At 62.2% G+C, this 19240-nt stretch carries 16 protein-coding genes and 1 tRNA gene; 6 read left to right on the forward strand and 11 right to left on the reverse strand.

Annotation, left to right across the window (positions count from 1 at the left end):
• The first annotated feature begins 17 nt into the window (after positions 1-17).
• Positions 18-791, forward strand: a complete 774-nt coding sequence (locus tag E5X88_RS24030) for an ABC transporter substrate-binding protein (RefSeq protein ID WP_292165736.1) — start codon at positions 18-20, stop codon at positions 789-791.
• A gap of 16 nt (positions 792-807) precedes the next feature.
• On the opposite strand, the gene E5X88_RS24035 is transcribed toward E5X88_RS24030, so the two are convergent.
• From E5X88_RS24035 to chvE, 5 genes are all read right to left on the reverse strand, one after another.
• Positions 808-1248, reverse strand: coding sequence for a hypothetical protein (locus E5X88_RS24035; protein ID WP_292165738.1), 441 nt, complete (start codon positions 1246-1248; stop codon positions 808-810).
• Between the two features lie 36 nt (positions 1249-1284).
• Positions 1285-2277 carry an AraD1 family protein gene (gene araD1, locus E5X88_RS24040; RefSeq protein WP_292165740.1) on the reverse strand — a complete coding sequence of 331 codons (993 nt, stop codon included), beginning with the start codon at positions 2275-2277 and terminating at the stop codon, positions 1285-1287.
• A 267-nt stretch (positions 2278-2544) separates the two neighbouring features.
• Positions 2545-3837, reverse strand: coding sequence for a multiple monosaccharide ABC transporter permease (mmsB, locus tag E5X88_RS24045; RefSeq protein WP_292165742.1), 1293 nt, complete (start codon positions 3835-3837; stop codon positions 2545-2547).
• Positions 3834-5366, reverse strand: coding sequence for a multiple monosaccharide ABC transporter ATP-binding protein (mmsA, locus tag E5X88_RS24050; protein ID WP_292165744.1), 1533 nt, complete (start codon positions 5364-5366; stop codon positions 3834-3836). The genes mmsB and mmsA overlap by 4 nt, the downstream gene beginning before the upstream one ends.
• A gap of 100 nt (positions 5367-5466) precedes the next feature.
• Entirely contained in the window at positions 5467-6531 is a 1065-nt protein-coding gene (gene chvE, locus E5X88_RS24055) for a multiple monosaccharide ABC transporter substrate-binding protein (RefSeq protein WP_292165747.1), read from the reverse strand.
• A 317-nt stretch (positions 6532-6848) separates the two neighbouring features.
• Between chvE and E5X88_RS24060 the strand changes: the two genes are divergently transcribed.
• A complete protein-coding gene (locus tag E5X88_RS24060; RefSeq protein WP_292165748.1) occupies positions 6849-7838 on the forward strand; it encodes a LysR family transcriptional regulator in 990 nt (329 codons plus the stop codon).
• 19 nt (positions 7839-7857) lie between these two features.
• On the opposite strand, the gene E5X88_RS24065 is transcribed toward E5X88_RS24060, so the two are convergent.
• Both E5X88_RS24065 and E5X88_RS24070 read right to left on the reverse strand, forming a co-directional pair.
• Positions 7858-7931 (reverse strand) — tRNA-Gly (locus tag E5X88_RS24065).
• A 73-nt stretch (positions 7932-8004) separates the two neighbouring features.
• Positions 8005-9876: an acyltransferase family protein gene (locus E5X88_RS24070; RefSeq protein ID WP_292165750.1), complete on the reverse strand. Its 1872-nt coding sequence runs from the start codon at positions 9874-9876 to the stop codon at positions 8005-8007.
• A 276-nt stretch (positions 9877-10152) separates the two neighbouring features.
• Between E5X88_RS24070 and E5X88_RS24075 the strand changes: the two genes are divergently transcribed.
• On the forward strand, positions 10153-10416 hold the full coding sequence (locus tag E5X88_RS24075; RefSeq protein ID WP_292165752.1) for a DUF6460 domain-containing protein: 264 nt from the start codon (positions 10153-10155) through the stop codon (positions 10414-10416).
• A gap of 82 nt (positions 10417-10498) precedes the next feature.
• Here E5X88_RS24075 and E5X88_RS24080 read toward each other — a convergent pair whose 3' ends face one another.
• On the reverse strand, positions 10499-11401 hold the full coding sequence (locus E5X88_RS24080) for a histone deacetylase (protein WP_292165753.1): 903 nt from the start codon (positions 11399-11401) through the stop codon (positions 10499-10501).
• 111 nt (positions 11402-11512) lie between these two features.
• Here E5X88_RS24080 and E5X88_RS24085 point away from each other — a divergent pair, with 111 nt between their 5' ends.
• Positions 11513-12865, forward strand: coding sequence for an MATE family efflux transporter (locus E5X88_RS24085; protein ID WP_292165756.1), 1353 nt, complete (start codon positions 11513-11515; stop codon positions 12863-12865).
• Here E5X88_RS24085 and E5X88_RS24090 read toward each other — a convergent pair.
• Positions 12862-13938: a quinone-dependent dihydroorotate dehydrogenase gene (locus tag E5X88_RS24090; RefSeq protein WP_292165758.1), complete on the reverse strand. Its 1077-nt coding sequence runs from the start codon at positions 13936-13938 to the stop codon at positions 12862-12864. The two genes, E5X88_RS24085 and E5X88_RS24090, sit on opposite strands and share 4 nt — an antisense overlap.
• On the reverse strand, positions 13935-14285 hold the full coding sequence (locus tag E5X88_RS24095) for a DUF952 domain-containing protein (RefSeq protein ID WP_292165760.1): 351 nt from the start codon (positions 14283-14285) through the stop codon (positions 13935-13937). The genes E5X88_RS24090 and E5X88_RS24095 overlap by 4 nt, the downstream gene beginning before the upstream one ends.
• A 112-nt stretch (positions 14286-14397) precedes the next feature.
• Here E5X88_RS24095 and E5X88_RS24100 point away from each other — a divergent pair, with 112 nt between their 5' ends.
• Both E5X88_RS24100 and E5X88_RS24105 read left to right on the forward strand, forming a co-directional pair.
• Positions 14398-14835 (forward strand): hypothetical protein, encoded by a 438-nt coding sequence (locus tag E5X88_RS24100; protein WP_292165762.1) that lies wholly within the window; start codon positions 14398-14400, stop codon positions 14833-14835.
• Positions 14836-14956: 121 nt separating this feature from the next.
• Positions 14957-15616 (forward strand): response regulator transcription factor, encoded by a 660-nt coding sequence (locus E5X88_RS24105; RefSeq protein ID WP_292165817.1) that lies wholly within the window; start codon positions 14957-14959, stop codon positions 15614-15616.
• A 34-nt stretch (positions 15617-15650) separates the two neighbouring features.
• On the opposite strand, the gene E5X88_RS24110 is transcribed toward E5X88_RS24105, so the two are convergent.
• A complete protein-coding gene (locus E5X88_RS24110; RefSeq protein WP_292165764.1) occupies positions 15651-19139 on the reverse strand; it encodes a PAS domain-containing hybrid sensor histidine kinase/response regulator in 3489 nt (1162 codons plus the stop codon).
• Between the last annotated feature and the right edge of the window lie 101 nt (positions 19140-19240).

The raw sequence follows: 19240 nt of genomic DNA on the forward strand, positions 1-19240 counted from the left end.
TTGAAAAGGGAACAAAAATGCAGATTTCAAGATGGATCGCATCAGCAGCAACAGCTGCCATGCTGGTGATATCGGCCGGGTCCTTATCGGCGCAAGCACAGGAAAAATTGAAGATCGGCACCGAAGGTGCCTATCCGCCGTTCAACACCATCACCGCGGATGGCAAGCTTGTCGGCTTCGATATCGATATCGCCGAGGCGCTTTGCGCTCAGATGAAGGTCGAATGCGAACTTGTCACGCAGGATTGGGACGGCATGATTCCGGCGCTCCAGGCCAGAAAGTTCGACGCCATCGTCGCGTCCATGAGCATCACCGAGGAGCGCAAGAAGCAGGTCTCCTTCACCAACAAATACTATACGACGCCGCTTTCGCTGGTGGCCCTGAAGGACACCGATATTGCCTCGACCGAACCTGCGGCACTCGCCGGCAAGATAGTTGGCGCCCAGGCTTCGACCACCCAGGCCGACTTTGCCCAGGACGTCTATGGTAAGGCCGGCGCCGAGGCGAAACTCTATCCGACTCAGGAAGAGGCGGTCGCCGACTTGGTGAACGGCCGCCTCGATGCCGTCCTTTCGGACAAGTTCGTGCTGATGGATTGGATGAAGAAGTCGAGCGACGGCTGCTGCAAGATGGTCGGCGACGTCAAGGGCACCGAGACGGAAGCGGGCATCGCCGTGCGCCAGGAAGACAATGCGTTGCGCGAAAAACTAAACGCCGCCATCGACGCGATCGTCGCCGACGGCACCTACAAGAAGATCCAGGCCAAATATTTCGACTTCGATATCTATTGAGGGTGAGCTTCGCCGGTCAGCCGCGAAAGAGATACTCTTTCGCGGCGCCCAAGCAGCCATGAAGTTGGCCGATAAAGAGCAATTCGCGTACGGCCAAACGCTTCCTGCCCCAAAACCCTTCGGTCTGTTTCTCCTCGTCGAGCGCCGCCTTTGAGCCGCGCTTCAAGGGGAACAACTGCTTGTCGAGGCAACCGAGGATATGGGCTCTGGCGGAGTCGATACCGCAAGCCCGGCCATTGTCGTTCAGCCTGTCGCTGCGAAGCGCTGATGTCATGCGATCCGTGTTGCGCATCAGAAAGCCCACCTGCGCTTTCGAATAGCCGGTTGCCAGAAGACGGCTTGTCACCGCCGAGCGGGCTTCACGGTAGGATTTCGCGCTGCACTGGCCGGCGCTAAAGACCACCGATGGCTGGGTCAGGAACAGGGCCAGGCCCGCGAACACAATGACAAACTGCATTCTGTTCATTTCCAGCTCCCAAATTGTGACGCTGCCTCAAAGCGCCTTCACGGCCACCTTCACCGGCTTTTCTATCTCCAGCGGGTTGCGCAGCGGCAGGCCGAAATCCTTGGCCTCGATCTCGAAAACGTCGCCGGCCTCCGTCCTGATGCCGTCGGCGAACGACAGCGTCGCCGTGCCGAACATATGCACATGCACGTCACCCGGCTGGCGGAAGGCCGAGTATTTGAAGTGGTGATGTTCGAGATTGGCGATGGTGTGCGACATGTTCGCTTCGCCAGACAGGAACGGCTTTTCCCACAGCAGCTTGCCGTCACGGATGATGCGCGAGGAACCCCTGACGTCGGACGGCAGGTCGCCGATCAGGATCTCCGGTCCGAATGAGGCATTGCGCAGCTTGGAATGCGCGAGAAAAAGATAGTTCACGCGCTCGGTGACGTGGTCGGAAAACTCGTTTGACAGCGTGAAGCCGACGCGGAACGGGACACCGTCGTCGCCGATGACATAGATGCCGGCGATTTCCGGCTCCTCGCCGGCGTCCTGGGCGAAGGCGGGCGACAGCAGTGCCGCACCGGGTGCCACCGCCATGGTGCCGTTGCCCTTGTAAAACCATTCCGGCTGCACGCCCGTCTGGCCCTTGGCCGGCTTGCCGCCCTCCAGCCCCATGCGGAACATCTTCATGGAATCGGTGAGCTGCTCTTCGCCGTCGGTGTCGAGCTTTTTGTGCATGGAATCGCGGGTCGCCGCGGAGCCGAGATGCGTCAGCCCGGTGCCGGTGAGGTGGAGATGCGCCGGGTCCGGATGGTTGATCGGCGACAGGACCCGCCCCTTCTTGTAGGCGGCATCGAGGTCAACCGCTTCACCGAATCCCTTGTGCTCGATGAGGGCGGCGAGCCCGGTACCGGTGCGCGCAGCCTCCATCGCCAGCGAATAAACGCTCCGGGCGCCGTTGATGATCCGGGTCTTGCCGCCGTTGCGGGCGACAACGCGGATGGTCTCCGCATCGTCGAGGATCTGGGAAATCAGCATGATGTGCCCTCTCTCAATTGCCTTGGTCTGGCTACCGGTATGGCAAGCCCTGCCTCGCGCAGCTCGGACGGTATCCGCGCCACGGGTGAAATTCTTCGTTCGGATTGCGCTCGCGAACCTGGTCCTTCAGGGACTTCTTTGCGCCGTTCTGCCGCGCCGCGATGTGACCCGTTTGTCTTCCTAAAGCGCGCCGCGTTTGATGGGAGGCGCGCTTTGATCCTTGCTTTTATGCATGTTGGGCGACATGCACTCGTTTCCTCGCCCGGCTCAACCCTTGTTCTTGTTGTAGACGTCGAAGACCACGGCGCCGAGCAGCACCAGGCCTTTGACCACCTGCTGCCAGTCGACATTGACGCCCATGATCGACATGCCGTTGTTCATGACGCCCATGATGAAACCGCCGACCACCGACCCGATGACCCCGCCGACCCCGCCCATCGCCGAGGCGCCGCCGATGAACACCGCGGCAATGACGTCGAGCTCGCTGCCGAGGCCCGCCGCCGGCACCGCCTGCCCCAGGCGCGCCGCGATGATCAGGCCGCCAAGCGCCGACAGCACGCCCATATTGATGAACACCAGTTGGGTCAGCCGTTCGGTCTTGATGCCCGACAGTTGCGCCGCCTTGGCGTTGCCGCCCATCGCGTAGATGCGGCGGCCGATCGTCATCCTCTTGGTGACGAACACGAACAGTGCGATCAGCACTCCCATCACCAGGAGAACGATCGGCAGGCCCTTGTAGGTCGCGAACTGGTAAATGAGGAGCAAGGCAAGGGCGCTTAGCACCGCCGTCTTGACGGCGAACAGGGCAAAAGGCTCGGCCTGGTAGCCGTGCCGCTCGCGCGTACGGCGTGACTTGAGCCCGAAATAGGCATAGGCCAGCACGCCGGCGATCCCGATCACGAGCGTCGTCATGTGCAGTGTAAGACCGCTGCCGACGATGGTCTTGCCCGCGGCGTTCACCGTCGGAGCAATCAGCGTCACCGTGCCGATCACATCGGGAATGAAGCCGGAACTCAACTTGTTGAACGCGCTCGGCAGCGGGCCGACCGAAGAGCCGCCTCCCAGCAGGGCCTGACACATGCCGCGGAATATCAGCATGCCTGCCAGCGTGACGATGAAGCTCGGTATTCGGTGATAGGCGATCCAATAGCCTTGTGCCGCGCCGATGCAGCCGCCGATAATCAGGCAGATGATCGACACGACCAGCGGATTGCTGAGTGCGCCGAGGTGCCACGTCACCATCATATTGGCCGCGAGCGCCCCGATGAAGCCGGCAACCGAGCCGACGCTGAGGTCGATATGGCCGGAAACGATCACCAGCAGCATGCCCAGCGCCATCACGATGATAAAGCTGTTCTGCTGCACCAGATTGCTCAGATTCAGCGGCTTGAACAGCGTTCCGGACGTGGTGAACTGGAAGAAGAGCATGATCGCGATCAGTGCCAGTACCAGGCCATACTCGCGCAGGTTGGTGACGAACGCCGAAACGGCAACGCGCGGTCTCTGCTGTACGTCTTCGGCGACGCCGGTCTGCGGCGCGGGAGCGCTCTCTGTGCTCATGATGCTTTTCCTTCTCCCCGAACGATGGCGCGCATGATCTTCTCCTGGCTGGCGTCGCTCGCCGCCATTTCGCCGACGATGCGCCCGTCGTTCATGACGTAGATGCGGTCGGTGATGCCGAGCAGTTCAGGCATCTCCGACGAGATGACGATGATCGCCTTACCCTCGGAAGCGAGACGCGCAATGATCGTATAGATTTCGTACTTGGCGCCGACGTCGATGCCGCGCGTCGGCTCGTCGAGGATAAGCACTTCCGGATTGGCGAACAGCCACTTCGACAGCACCACCTTCTGCTGGTTGCCGCCCGAAAGATTGCCGGTCATCTGGTAGACGCTCGAGGCGCGGATATTGGTCCTGGCGCGATAGTCGTTGGCGACGGCGAGCTCGCGCATGTCGTCGATCACGCTATGGCGCGACACGCCGGGAAGGTTGGCCAGCGTGATATTGTGCTTGATGTGATCGATCAGATTGAGCCCGTAGGTCTTGCGGTCCTCGGTGACGTAGGCAATGCCGTGTTCCACCGCCTTGCTCACCGAAGAGATATCGATCGGCTTGCCGTTGAGGCGCACCTCGCCGGTGATGTGGCGGCCATACGACCGACCGAACAGGCTCATCGCGAATTCGGTGCGGCCGGCGCCCATCAGTCCCGCAATGCCGACAACCTCGCCTTTGCGGACGTCGATATCGATATTCTTGATCACCTGCCGCTCGGCATGGATCGGGTGATAGACCGACCAGTTCTTCACCTCGAGCACGGTCTCGCCGATCTCTGGCTCACGCGGCGGGAAGCGGTTATCGAGCGAGCGGCCGACCATCGAGGTGATGATGCGGTCTTCGCGGATGTCTTTCTTGACCAGCGTCTCGATGGTCCGCCCGTCGCGGATGATCGTGACCTTGTCGGCGACCCGGTTGACCTCGTTGAGCTTATGCGAGATCAGGATCGAGGTGATGCCCTGCCGCTTGAATTCGAGCAGCAGGTCAAGCAGCGCCTGGCTGTCCTTTTCGGACAGGCTCGCCGTCGGTTCGTCGAGGATCAGCAGCTGCACTTCCTTGCTGAGCGCCTTGGCGATCTCGACCAGTTGCTGCTTGCCGACGCCGATATTGGTGATCAGCGTCTTCGGATCCTCCTTGAGGCCCACCTTCTTGAGCAGGGCGCTGGTGCGCGTCTCGTTGGCATTCCAGTCGATGATGCCGTATCTGGCGTGCTCGTTGCCGAGAAAGATATTTTCGGCGATCGACAGCATCGGCACCAGCGCGAGTTCCTGGTGGATGATCACGATGCCGTGGCGCTCGCTGTCGTGGATGCCTTTGAAATGGCACTCTTCCCCGCGATAGATGATTTCGCCGTCGTAGGTGCCGGACGGATACACCCCTGACAGCACCTTCATCAGCGTCGATTTTCCGGCGCCGTTCTCGCCGACCACGGCGTGGATCTCGCCTTCCTCGACGCTGAGGTTGACATTCGACAGCGCCTTGACGCCGGGAAACGTCTTGGTGATGTCACGCATCTCCAAAATCGTCGAGGCCATCGGGAACACCACTCCTCCGAGGTCCGGAAACAATACCGGGCTCGCTCGCTAACGAAAAGGGGTCCTGCGTTACGCAGGACCCCGGACTTTGCAACTGCGGTTACTTCAGCTCGTCGGCCTTGATGTAGCCGGAGTCGACCACCAGGGCCTGGTAGTTCGACTTGTCGACATCATGCGGCGTCAGCAGGATCGAGGGAACGACCTTGACGTCGTTGTTGTAGGTCGTGGTGTCGAGGCCTTCCGGCTTGCCACCCGAGAGCACCTTATCGACGAGCTCGACCGTCGCCTTGGCGAGTTCGCGGGTGTCCTTGAACACGGTCGAATACTGCTCGCCGGCGATGATCGCCTTGACCGAAGCGGTCTCGGCGTCCTGGCCGGTGACGATTGGCCATGGCTGATCGGCCGTCCCGTAACCGACGGCGCGCAACGAGGCGATGATGCCGCGTGAGAGGCCGTCATACGGCGAGAGCACGCCATCCACGCGACTGCCATCCGAGTAGTTGGCGGAGAGCAGATTGTCCATGCGGGCTTGCGCGGTCGCTGCCAGCCAACGGAGCGTGCCGACCTTGTCCATGCCCATCTGGCCGGATTTCACGACGAGGGTCTTGTCGTCGATCAGCGGCTGGAGAACCGACATGGCGCCGTTGTAGAAGAAGAAGGCGTTGTTGTCGTCCGGCGAACCGCCGAACAGCTCGACGTTGAACGGACCCTTGTTCTCCGGATAACCGAGGCCCTTGAGCAGCGATTTGGCCTGGATGACGCCGACGCCGAAATTGTCGAAGGTGGTGTAGTAGTCGACATTCGCGGTCTTCTTGATCAGGCGGTCGTAGGCGACGACGACGACGCCGGCGTCAGCCGCCTTCTGCAAGGCGTCCGCCATCGTGGTGCCGTCGATCGAGGCGATGATCAGCGCCTTCGGGCCCTTGGTGATTTCGTTTTCCAGCTGGCTGAGCTGATTGGGGATATCGTCCTGCGCATATTGCAGGTCGACAGTGTAGCCCAGAGCCTCGAGCTGGGACTTGACGGCGTCGCCGTCATTGATCCAGCGCTGCGAGGTCTTGGTGGGCATCAGCACGCCGACCAGGCCTTCGCCTGCCTGCGCAGGCAGCGTCATGGCCGCGATGCCAAGGGCCGCGACGGCGGCCAGTGTCTTGATGATCTTCACATTAACTCTCCCTGGTTGATGGACGCGCACCCTGGGTTTCACGGGCCGCGCAATCGTGCATGAGCGCCAAACGCGCCACTGCCGTCATATCGATCTCCGGTATCCTCCCAATCGGCCCCAAGACTTTGATTTCAATCGATACGATTTTTCTCGCTAGCGACCGTCAAGCCTCAGGACGCGCGAAGGGTGTGGTCCTTTGCCATAACTGTCAAATGCGATCTTTGATGGTTGCTATATCGAAACTGATATGTATTGAAGGCGGATGGAACTTTAGCCGGAATGGCGGCCGGCCACGAGCGTGGAGCAAACGAGGACCCATGGCGGCGCTACGGAATCCTGGCGGACTTTCAGTCGGTTACGAAGAAACTCCCGGTAGCGGCGAGACCCTGCTGCGCAGTGGCCTCAGCCTGCGTCACATGCGCATGATCGCCGCCCTCGACGACCATGGCCGGGTGAGTGCGGCGGCCCAGGTCATGAACATTTCGCAGCCCGCCGCCTCGCGCATGATCGCCGAGATGGAGGCGGTGCTCGACGTGAAGCTGTGCGAAAGGCTGCCGCGCGGTATCACTCTGACGCCTTACGGCAAGGCGCTGGCGAGGCGCGCGCGTTCGATCCTGCTCGAGATGCGTGAGGTCGACCGCGAGATATCCGAGCTCAAGGCGGGCAAGGGCGGCGCGGTGTTCCTGGGCGCGGTGACGGCGCCGGCGATCGAGCTTGCCGTGCCGGCGATCCGCGAAATCCGGCGCATCTATCCGCGCATCGAGATCACCATGCAGGTCGAGACGTCCAATGTGCTGGCGCGCGAGCTGATCGCCACGCGTCACGATTTCATCATCGCGCGCATCCCCGACGACCTCAATCCTCGGCTGTTCGAGGCCCGCGTCATCGGTGTCGAAAAAGCCTGCCTGATCGTGCGCCGCGGCCACCCGCTTACCAAAGGCAAGGTGGTGCGGCTGGAGGAAACCGCCGCCTACGACTGGGTCTTCCAGTCGGGCGGCTCGCCGCTGCGCCAGGCGATGGAAAGCAATTTCCTGAACCGCAACATCGCGCTGCCGGACCGCATCCTCAACACCAGCTCCCTGCTCCTGACCCTGGTCATGGTCGCGCAGTCGGACGCCATCGCGCCGGTGTCGGTCCAGGTGGCGAAATTCATCCAGAACCCCGAAGGGCTGGCCGGCGCCATCGACGTCGTCCAGACCGAGTTCGACATCGAGGTCAGGCCCTACAGCCTGATCACCGTGAAAAACCGCGTGCTGTCGCCGGCGGCCAAGATGCTGCACGACTTCATTTTGAGAGAGGTGGGCTGAGAGGAAGCATGATGATGGCTGGAGCGGGTAGCGGGAATCGAACCCGCGCGTTCAGCTTGGGAAGCTGACAAGCTACCATTACATCATACCCGCGCAGCAGCTTCGTTACCACGCAAGCCAGCGTTCGGGCAATCGTTAAGCGCGCACTCGTGCCAGCCGGCCGCCGTTATTTCGCCGTGGCAAGAGCATTGTCTGCGGCAAAAGCCGGCCAGTATTTCGAAATCGCCAGCGTGGCCCCGATCGAAGAGAAATGGCCATAGTCGAAATAGAGAAAGTGGCCTGCGTCGGTGTAGGAGCAGCGTCCTGCGCTGCAGAGGAATTTCAGCGGATCGATGAAGGTGGCGCCTTTGGTGAATGAGCGCACACGGTCGTTGATGTCGGGATCCATGGCCATTGGCCAGGATGTATCGTCGAGATTTTCGCGCTTTGCGAAGAATGCGATTTTCCGAACGTCGGTTATGAACTGCGGAGACTGGCCGATGACGAACACGCGCACGCCTATGCCGCGAAGCGTATCGATCGTTTGCTGGAGGCCGTCGAAACTTCTGGCCTCGTAATCGGTCCACCGACCGCTGAGTACAACCGTCTTGATGCCGGCGTCCTGGATGACCTTAAGAGCCTGCTGATTGAACCGCTTACAATCCGGGCGTGCATAGGAGAAGTAAGAGAGGATCGGCGGACAGCCTGCGTAGGTATATTCCACGATGTTGGCTTGAAGGTGATTTATGTTGGCGTCCAGACCTGAAACATAGTGGGCGGCGAACGAGTCGCCCCACAACAAGACGGTCGTAGGGAAGCCGCTGGTGAGTGTGCAGTCCTCGATATTCCAGTTTTCGATCCGGCTGGAGCCTTCGTTGAAACAGGTGCCGTTACGCCAGTCCCCGACAGGAATCCGCTGCTGGGCGTAGTCGGGGAACCGTTGCGGAAAGCCGTTGCCGAGCGCTCCTGCCGCCCCGCCAACGCAAAGAAGAGCGATCGCGCCCGCTGAAAAGGCGAAGATAGGTGCCGGGGCGGTGAAGGTCCTTTTCTGCCGAAACGGCTGCTCGATGTACTTCCAGGAGAATGCAGCCAGTGCGAAGCTTGCAACCGTCATCGCAACGGTCACCGACGGGTCGAGTTTTTGCAATGAAAGATAGTGCGCGAACGCATTGATCGGCCAGTGAACGAGATACAGCGAATACGAGATCAGACCGATCCAGACCAGCGGTCGGACTTCGAGTATGCGGGTAACCATCACCGAGGGGGTGTTTTGGCCAACATAGATAAGGAGGGCCGTCCCGAGGCACGGATACAGAGCGTTATAACCCGGGAATGGATCGCTCTCCGAAATCGTGAAGAATCCGATGGCGAGAAGGCCAAATCCGGCCAACCCGATCAGTTCCATAAGAAACCGGTTGCTCAAGGGAGGGGGCCGTTTCAGCATGAGCATGGCGCCCAGCATAAGTTCCCAGATCCGTGTCGGCAGCAGGTAGAAACCCGCGTTTGGCGCCAGCCATGTCGCCATGATCGCCAGCACGAAGCTGCCGAGAATGATCGGCAGCAGTATCGTCAGCCAGCGCTTCCCAAAATAGCGATAGATCAGGAACATCAGGATTGGGGCAAAGATGTAGTACTGTTCCTCGACCGAAAGCGACCACGTGTGCAAAAGTGGTCGGAGCTCGGCATCGATGGAGAAGTAGTTTGACGTTTTCCAAAAGTAGATGTTCGACCAGAACGTCGAGGCCGCTATGACGCTGAGACTGAATTCGTGCAGATCTGACGGCAGAAGAATGAACAGTGCCGCAATGGATGCGAGAAGCGTGACAAAGATCAAAGCCGGCAGAATGCGTCGGGCACGCCGCCAGTAGAAGCTGATGATCGAAAACTGGCCGCGTTCAAGGTCGTCCAGAAGGCTTCCGGTGATCAGGTAGCCGGATATGACGAAGAAGATATCGACGCCGGTAAAGCCACCGGGAATTGCCGAGATTCCGAAATGGAAGAGTACAACCGGCAGTACCGCAACGGCCCGAAGGCCATCGATATCGCGCCTGTACCTCATTCAATAAGCCCTGTGTTCGCAGATTTCGGCAAGCCGGCGCAGTCCATCCATAACCGGGCGATACGAGTATGTCTGGCAGATCGATATCAACTGGTTACCTCTGTCGTCCAATTTTGCTGCACTGCAACATAAGTGTCAAGGCTGGCGAGCAGACAATCCGGCAAACCGCCGTCCGGGGCAACTGGATTCGGCGGTCGCCTTGATGCCGGCGTGGCAAGTGCGTATTGCTGGACCAGTACCCCCGAAGAATCGGGCAACCGAATCTGGAGACAGGCCTTGTCCTCACTGACGCGCTTTCTTGGCGATACGCCGCTCCGGGTGTTCCTGAAGCTCCTGGTGGTGTCGTTCCTCGTCGGTCTCGTCATGAACGCCTTCGGCTGGTCGCCGATGGATGTGCTCTACGGCATCCGGGAATTCTTCGTCGACCTCTGGAATCTGGGCTTCCGCGCCATTGACCGTTTCCTCGGCTATATCCTGCTGGGCGCGGCGATTGTCGTTCCGGTTTTCATCTTGCTCAGGATCGCCAACTACCGGAAATAAAGCATGACGTCGAACCGAAGGTCCGCGCCAGCGAAAAGTGGGGGCGGTTTTCGGCAAGGGTTATGCCCAAACGACAAGGCCGTCACGCGAAGCCTGAAGCCACTTCGAACAGGATGGCATGGCGCGCGGCGAGGGCCGCCACGTCAGTCGAATAGCCGCCGCCGATAACGCCGCAGACCGGCATGCCGAGCGCGCGGAAATGACGGATCACCATGTCGTCGCGGGCCCGCAGCCCCTCGTTCGACAGCGACAGCCTGCCAAGCCGGTCCTCGGCGTGGACGTCGACCCCGGCATTGTAGAAAACGATGTCCCAGCGCGTCCTGGCGGTGAGTTCCGGCAGGATGCCGCCCAGCCGTTCGAGATAGGCAGCATCGCCGGTGCCGTCGGGCAGGGCGATGTCGAGGTCGGAAGCGATCTTGCGCGCCGGATAGTTGCGGTCGCCATGCATGGAAAAGGTGAAGACGCGCGGCTCGTCGCCGAGAATGTCCGCCGTGCCGTCGCCCTGATGCACGTCGAGATCGACGATCAGGATGTTGCGGGCGGCAGCTTCGGCAAGCAGCACCAGGGAAGCCACGGCAACATCGTTGAAGGTGCAGAAGCCGGCGCCTTGCTCGCGCCGCGCATGATGGCTGCCGCCGGCGGTGTTGCAGGCGATGCCGTTCAGCAACGCCAGCCGCGCCGCCAGCACGGTGCCGCTCGTCGCGAGCTGCGCCCTGAGCGAGACGCGCGGGCTCACCGGAAAGCCGATCTCTCGCTCGATTTTTGCAGGCACTTCGCAGGCCAGCACCTGGTCGACATAACCGGCGGCATGGGCAAGCTTCAGCCATTGTGCCGGCGCCGGTTCGGGTACGTTGAGCGCGGCAGGTCCGGCCAGTCCGCGCGCGCCCAAGGCTTCCATCAGCAGCTTGTATTTGCTCATCGGGAAGCGATGATTGACGGCGAAGCCGGCGTCGTAGTCGGGATGATGAACGATCTTCAGCGGCATCAGGTGGTTTACGGCGGGTGCGCCAGAGGCGGGTTTCAATTGGCCGTGGCGGTATGAGTGGTTGCGCGGCATCCGAAAACTGGGGCACATCGGCTGTTCGATCAAGCCACAATGGGGAAGCGGATCCTGGATCAGGCGTCAGCAACGGCTAACGGCCGGCCCTTCGTCGTCACCAACCGCTCGGTGCTCGCCATCGCGGTGCCGATGACGCTTGCCTATCTGACGACGCCGCTGCTCGGCATCGTCGACACCGCGGTTGTCGGGCAGTTCGGCGACGCTGCCCTTCTCGGCGGTCTGGCCGCGGGCGCCCTGGTCTTCGACGTCGTCTTCACCTCCTTCAATTTCCTGCGCTCCGGCACCACCGGCCTTGTCGCCCAGGCGGTAGGACGCGGCGACGAACTGGAGGAACAGGCGGTGTTCTGGCGTGCCATGCTGATCGCCATCGTCGCCGGTATCGTGCTTGCCGCCCTTGCGCCACTGGTCGCCATCGCCGGGCAATGGTTCATAAGCGCCGAGCCGCGCGTCAGCGAGGCAATGGCGGTCTATATCCGCATCAGGCTGCTCGCCGCACCGTTCTCGCTGATCAACTACGCCATCCTCGGCTACGTGCTGGGGCGTGGCGAGGGCGGGCTGGGGCTGATGCTGCAACTGGTGCTGAACGGCATCAACATCGCGCTCTGCATCCTGCTCGGGCTGAAGCTCGGTTGGGGTGTTGCCGGCGTCGCCTGGGCGACCGTCGCCGGCGAATTCGTCGCCATGCTGCTTGGCCTGGCGATCGTCATCAGGCGTTTCCGGGCAGCACCTCGCCTGCCGCGCCATCGCGTCCTTGACCTGGCGGCATTCCTGCGCATGCTGTCGCTCAACCGCGACATCATGATCCGGTCGTTTTCGCTGCTCGCCGCCTTCGCGCTGTTCACCCGCCAAAGCGCACAATTCGGCACGGTAACGCTGGCCGCCAACGCGGTGCTGATGAATTTCTTTCTCATCGCCGGCTATTTCCTCGACGGTTTCGCCACGGCAGCCGAACAGCTTGCCGGACGGGCCGTCGGCGCGCGTGCCGCCCTGCAATTCCGGCAGGCGGTGCGGCTGACCCTGTTCTGGGGGTTCGGGCTGGCGGCCACGGCGACGCTTGTCCTTTTGCTGGGCGGTACTGATCTGGTCGCCCTGATCACGACCTCAAAAGACGTTCGCGCCGTTGCCGATATCTATCTGCCCTGGGCGGCGTTCACCGCGCTCAGCGGCGTGCTGGCGTTTCAGATGGATGGCGTCTTCATCGGAGCGACTTGGTCGCGCGACATGCGTAACATGATGCTCGTGTCATTCCTCGTCTTCAGCGCGGCGCTGCTGATCCTGGCGCCGGCCTTCGGCAATCACGGCCTGTGGGCGGCGCTGCATGTCTTCCTGTTGGTGCGCGGCTTCAGCCTGCTGGCCATATTCCGGCTGCGGGTTCAGACGGCCTTTTAAAGTGGCTTCGAGGCCCATTGGTCGAGGCCGGTATCACGCAACTCGCGCAGCGACTTGATCCGTTGCATGTCTGCGAACCGAACCATCCCGCCAAGAATGCGGCCCGGCAGCGAAGGTCCGGCATAGATCATGCCGGTGTAGAGCTGCACGAGATCGGCGCCGGCGCGGATCTTCTCCAGTGCCGTCTCTGCGGAATCGACGCCGCCAACGCCGATGATGGCGCGGTCCGGGCCAAGCCGCTTCCGCATCTTGGCCAGCACGATGGTCGAGCGCTCGAACAAGGGTTTTCCCGAAAGCCCACCGGCCTCGCCGGCAAGACCGGCGCTGCGCAGGCCCGGCCGCGCAACGGTGGTGTTGGAGACGATGACGCCGTCTATTGCCTTCTCTGTGACCTCGGCGGCGATGTCCTCCAACTCGGCCTCGAGCAGGTCCGGCGCGATCTTGAGGAAGATGGGCGGCTGCGCCGAGGCTTCCGCACGTGCGGTCATGACGCGTGACAGAAGCTCGCCGAGTTGCTGGCGCGCCTGCATGTTGCGCAGGCCGGGCGTGTTCGGCGAGGAGATGTTGACTGTCAGATAGGCGGCATATGGCGCAAACCTGACAACGCCGCGCTCATAGTCACTGACGCGATCGGTGCTGTCCTTGTTGGCGCCAATATTGACGCCGACGATGCCGGCGCGGCCCTTGCGGGCGGCGAGCCGTTTTTCGGCCGCTTCGTGACCCTCATTGTTGAAGCCCAGCCGGTTGATCACCGCTTCGTCCGGTGTCAGCCGGAAAATGCGCGGCTTAGGGTTGCCGGCCTGCGGCAACGGCGTGATCGTGCCGACCTCGGCAAAGCCGAAGCCAAGGCCAAGCAATGCATCGGGAACCTCGGCGTTCTTGTCGTAGCCGGCAGCCATGCCGAGCGGATTGGGGAAATCGATGCCGCAGACGCTGACTTTCAGCCTGTTGTCGCGCACGGGGCGCCGGGCGACCGGCAGCCCGCATTTCAGCGCTGCGATCGACAGGCCGTGGGCCGCTTCAGGGTCAAATGTGAACAAGAACTTTTGGCCGAGCCGGTCGAGCACGCTCATTCGGCCTCCAGCGCCGGGAATTGGTGCAGCCCATCGGTTCCGAGCGGCAATGGATGCACCCAGACGACGGCCTCGAGGTCGAGCGGGCCGTAAAGATGCGGGAACAGCGCGCCGCCGCGCGAGACCTCGTATTTCAGCGCATCACCCAGTTTTGCCCCATCGATGGCGGCCAGCAGCAGCCCGGTCTGGCCAGCAAAGTGTTTTGCCGCCGTTTCCCTCGCCTGGCCGGCGGTGGAAAAATGGATGAAGCCGTCGGCGACATCGACAGGCGCGCCGGTGAAGCGGCCATTTCTTTCGGCCTCGCGCCACAACGCTTCAGGCACTATCTTGTAGATAATCTGAGACATGGTTGCGCTATAGTCCGAACCAACCATACGGGGAAGGGTGCGCCAGGGTTCTTCCCCATTTCCGGCGCAAATATGCGATAGATTGCGCGCTTACTGGCTCATGGAGGACAATATGCGTCCGCAGCACGTCTTGATCCCCGCAGTACTCCTCTCGCTCGTCGCGACATCGGCTATTTCCGCGGAAGCCGACCGCTACCGGCTGGAAAAGTCGGCCAACGGCTATGTCCGCATGGACACGCAGACCGGGGCGATGTCGATCTGCGAGGAGCGCTCCGGCCAGCTCGTCTGCAAGATGGCGGCCGACGAACGCGCCGCCTTCCAGGACGAGATCGACCGGCTGCAGAGTTCGGTGAAGGCGCTAGACGAGCGCGTCGTCAAGCTCGAAAACTCGCTGTCCGCCCGCCTCGAATCGACCTTGCCCAGCGAGGAGGATTTCAACAAGACGATGAGCTACATGGAACGCTTCCTGCGCGGCTTCATGGGCATCGTCAAGGATATGGAAGAGGACAGCGGCGAGGATGGCGCCAGGCCCAATTCGCAAAAGACCTGAGCGCGTTCACCGGGGAAAACCCGGCGCATGACCTTTGTGCTTGAAAACGGCTGATATCGCCGCATAATCGTTCGACTGATCCCGCAAGAAGCAGACAATCATGGGATTCGGGGAGGGACATGTGCCGTCAGGCTACACTTTCGTCATCGCCGACGACCATCCGCTTTTTCGCGGCGCGCTGAGAGAGGCGCTTGCCGGCATCGGCAACGTCGCCGGCATTCACGAGGCCGGCGATTTCGAAAGCGCCAAGGCGTTGGTCGTGGCCAATGAGGATGTCGATCTGGTGCTGCTCGACCTGTCCATGCCGGGCGCGAGCGGCCTTTCCGGTCTGATCTCGCTGCGCGGCATCCATCCGACGGTGCCGCTGGTGGTGGTGTCGGCGCATGACGACCCGGTGACCATCCGTCGCGCGCTCGATCTCGGCGCTTCGGGTTTCATCTCCAAATCGGCCAGCATGGAGGAGATCCGCAGCGCCGTGCAGTCGGTGCTTGCCGGCGACATCGCCGCGCCCATCGGCATCGATCTCGGCGTCGAGCGCGATCCCGAGATCTCCGATCTGATCAAGCGGCTGCAGGCGCTGACGCCGCAGCAGACGCGCGTGCTCGGCATGCTGGCCGAAGGGCTGCTCAACAAGCAGATCGCCTACGAACTCGGCGTCTCCGAAGCGACGATCAAGGCGCATGTCTCGGCCATCCTGCAGAAGCTTGGCGTCGACAGCCGCACCCAGGCGGTGATCCTGCTGTCCAAGATCGGCAGCGACCCGCTGCCGGCAGCGGGCTGACTTCGGCATCCGGGTCAACAGAACGATATGACCGCTATTCCGCCGCCGACGCCAGCGGCTTGACCCTGGCCATCATCGAGCGCAGCACCGCTGGTTTGAGCGGCTTGTTGATCACCGGAACGTCGAGCCTGCCGGCGGTGGCGCGCACCTCGCTCGAGCGGTCGGCGGTGACCAGCACGGCCGGCAGGTCCTGGCCGTGGATCGCGCGCAGTTTAGCGATCATTTCGAGACCGGTTTCACCGTCGAGATGATAGTCAGCAAGCACGATGTCGGGGCGATGCATGCTGGCCCCCTCGAGATCATCCGAGCCGGAAAAAGTGTCGACGATGCAGCCCCAGCCCTCCAGCAGCAGCCGCATGCCGCCGAGGATGCGGGCGTCGTTGTCGATGCAGAGCACGCGGAGGCCGGCAAGCGAAGCCGCGGCGCGGACCGGCGCCTTCGCCTCGACCTCGCGCCGCGGCTCCTGCACCGTCGCGACCGGCAGGATGACGGAGAAGCGCGTGCCTTTGCCGGGGTTTGAAAAGATCCGGAGTTCGAGGCGCAAGACGCGAGCGATGCGGTCGACGATGGAAAGGCCGAGACCGAGGCCCTCAGCCTCGCGCGCGCCCTCGTCGAGCCGGGTGAATTCGTGAAAGACCGTGCTCAGCTTGTCGCCGGCAATGCCGATGCCGGTATCGATCACCTGTATCTCGGCCAATTCGCCGCGCCGCCGCACGCCGACCAGGATGCGGCCATGGCGGGTGTATTTGATGGCATTGGAGACGAGGTTCTGGATCAGGCGGCGCAACAGATTGCGGTCAGTCGTCACGCTGAGCGACGACGGCATGATCGTCAGGCCGAGTTTCTTCTCGGCGGCAAGCGGCTGGAAGTCGTTGCCGATCTGCCGCAGCAGTCCGTCCAGGCTGAAGGCCGTATTGTCCGGTTTCATCGCGCCGGCATCGAGACGGGAAATGTCGAGCACGGCGCCGAGAATGGTTTCGACCGATTCCAGCGAGGATTCGATGTTGATCGCGGCCCTGCCGGCAGCGCCCTTGCCGGCCTTTTCGATCAGCGATGAGCAATAGAGGCGGGCGGCGTTCAGCGGTTGCAGGATGTCATGACCGGCGGCGGCGAGGAAGCGCGTCTTGCCGAGATTGGCCTCCTCCGCCAGCATCTGCGCCTGCGCCAGTTCCTCGTTGACACGGGTCAGTTCGACGGTGCGGTGCTTGACGCGTTGTTCCAGCGATTCATTGGCACGCTTCAGCGCCAGATCCTGCTCGACGCGACCCGAAATGTCGGCATAGGTGGCGACGATGCCGCCGTCCGGCATCGGGTTGGAGCGCAATTCCAGGATGCGGCCGCTGGTCTTCAGTTCCATCTGCCACGGGCTGACGAAACTGGTGAGGCGGTTGAGCATTGTGACCCGCTGATCTGCCGGAATGTCGCCACGCTCGGCAAGGTGGCGCAGAATGCGGTCGAGCGAGACGCCGACCTGACCCATCTCGTCGGGCAGGTCGAACAGCGCCCGATACTGGCGGTTCCAGCAGATCAGCCGGAAATCCTTGTCGAAGACGGTGATGCCTTGTTCCATCTGGTCGAGCGCGATCTGCAGCAGGTCGCGGTTGTGCTGCAGCGCCTCGGTGGCGTCGTCGAGCAGGCGGAAGGCATCCTTGGATTCGCGGTCGTTGCGGCGCAGCAGCAGCGACAGGATCAGCCGCGCCGAGGAGGAGCCGACGGCACTCGCCAGAAGCTGCTCGGAGAAGCGGATGACGTCCATGCTGGCCTGCTCGTTGCCGTGCAGCGAAGTACCACTGCTCTCTTCGAACGACTGGAAGGACCGTTCGGTGCGTTCGACGCCGAGGTAGCGCGCGATGGTGTCCTTGAGATCGTTGACGGTGACGGTGGTGCGGAAGCGGCGCAGACTTGGCATTGGGCTCGCCTCGCGCGGCACGAAAATCGACGCCTGGATGCGCTCGAGCGGCACCGACGCGCGTGACAGCGAGCCGAACACGAAGAACAGCGTGTTGATCGACAGGCTCCACAAGACGCCGTGGTTCAGTGGCTCGGCGACGGTGCCGAACAGCGCTTGTGGGCGCAATGCTTCGAAACCGAACAGGCCGTGGACGACGATGCCGGTATCGGGATCGGCAAGCGAGGGGAGCAGCAGCGTGTAACTCCAGACGACGATGCCGGCAACCATGCCGAGTACGGCGCCCCTGCCGTTGGCGCCGCGCCAGATCAGTCCGCCGATAAAGGCAGGCGCAAACTGCGCAATCGCGGCGAAGGACATCAGGCCGATGGAGGAGAGCCGCGCGCTGTCGGTGCTCTCGCGATAGTAGAGGAAGGCGATGAACAGCATGATGAAGATCGCCGCCCGCCGCACGTTGAGGATGAGCGTCGACCAGTCCTCGTTGTCGGATGTCGTGGTCTTGAGCAGGCGGCGCACGAACAGCGGAATGACGAGGTCGTTGGAGATCATGATCGACAGCGCGACGCTTTCGACGATCACCATCGCGGTCGCCGCCGACAGGCCGCCGATGAAGGCCGCCATGGCCAGCAAATCGTGACCGCTGAGCAGCGGCAGCGACAAGACGTAGAGGTCGCTGCTGGTTCTGGTGCCGACCAGCGCCAGGCCGGCGAGCGCGATCGGCAGCACGAAAAGGTTGATCGCCACCAGATAGAGCGGAAACACCCATGTCGCGGTGCGCAGCTCGGCCTCGCTGCGGTTCTCGACGATGGTGACGTAGAACTGGCGTGGCAGCATGATGATGGCGAAACCGCTCAAACATGTCAGCACCAGCCAGGTTGCGAGCGACGTGCTGTAACCCATCGCCTGCCGCACTTGCGTGTTCTGGGCGAGCTTGTCGACCATATCGCTTGGGCCGCCGAAGATCAGGAAGGTCACCAGCAGGCCGATCGCCAGGAAGGCGGCGAGCTTGACCACGGTTTCGACCGCCACCGCCAGCACCAGCCCGTCCTGATGCTCGGTGGCGTCGGCGTGGCGCGTGCCGAACAGCACCGCAAACAGCGCAAGCAGCATGGCGACGACCAGCGAGATGTCGCTGACGAAGGGATCGAAGGACGGCGGCGAGCCGGTATAATGCTCGACCATCAGGCTGACCGAGCCGGAAATCGCCTTCAGCTGCAGCGCCATGTAGGGCACCGCGCCGATCGTCGCGATCAGCGTGGCGATCGCCGCAACGGTAAAGCTCTTGCCGTAGCGGGCGCCGAGGAAATCGGCGATCGAGGTGATCTTCTCGGTCTTGGCCAGCCTGACGATGCGCCGAAGCAGCGGAAAGCCGAACACGAATACCAGCACCGGTCCGGTATAGATGCCGAGGAATTCGAGGCCGCGCTCGGAGGACAGCCCCACCGAACCGAAGAAGGTCCAGGAGGTGCAGTAGATCGCCAGGCTAAGCGCATAGATGAAGGGTCGGGCCCGGTCGGGCCCGGATGTCGTCGAGCGCCGGTCGCCGAGGCTGGCGATGGCGAACAGCAACGTCACATAGGCGATCGCGATGATGACGATGAACCAGCCCTGCACGCCCTGGAATTCCTCCCTTGCCGATTTTTCACCCGGCCTGATGAGACGCAATCACAGCTTGACGATCAAGTCCATCGCGGCTTTCGGCGCATGATGGCTGC

The sequence above is a fragment of the Mesorhizobium sp. genome (assembly GCF_004962245.1).
Lineage (GTDB): Bacteria > Pseudomonadota > Alphaproteobacteria > Rhizobiales > Rhizobiaceae > Mesorhizobium.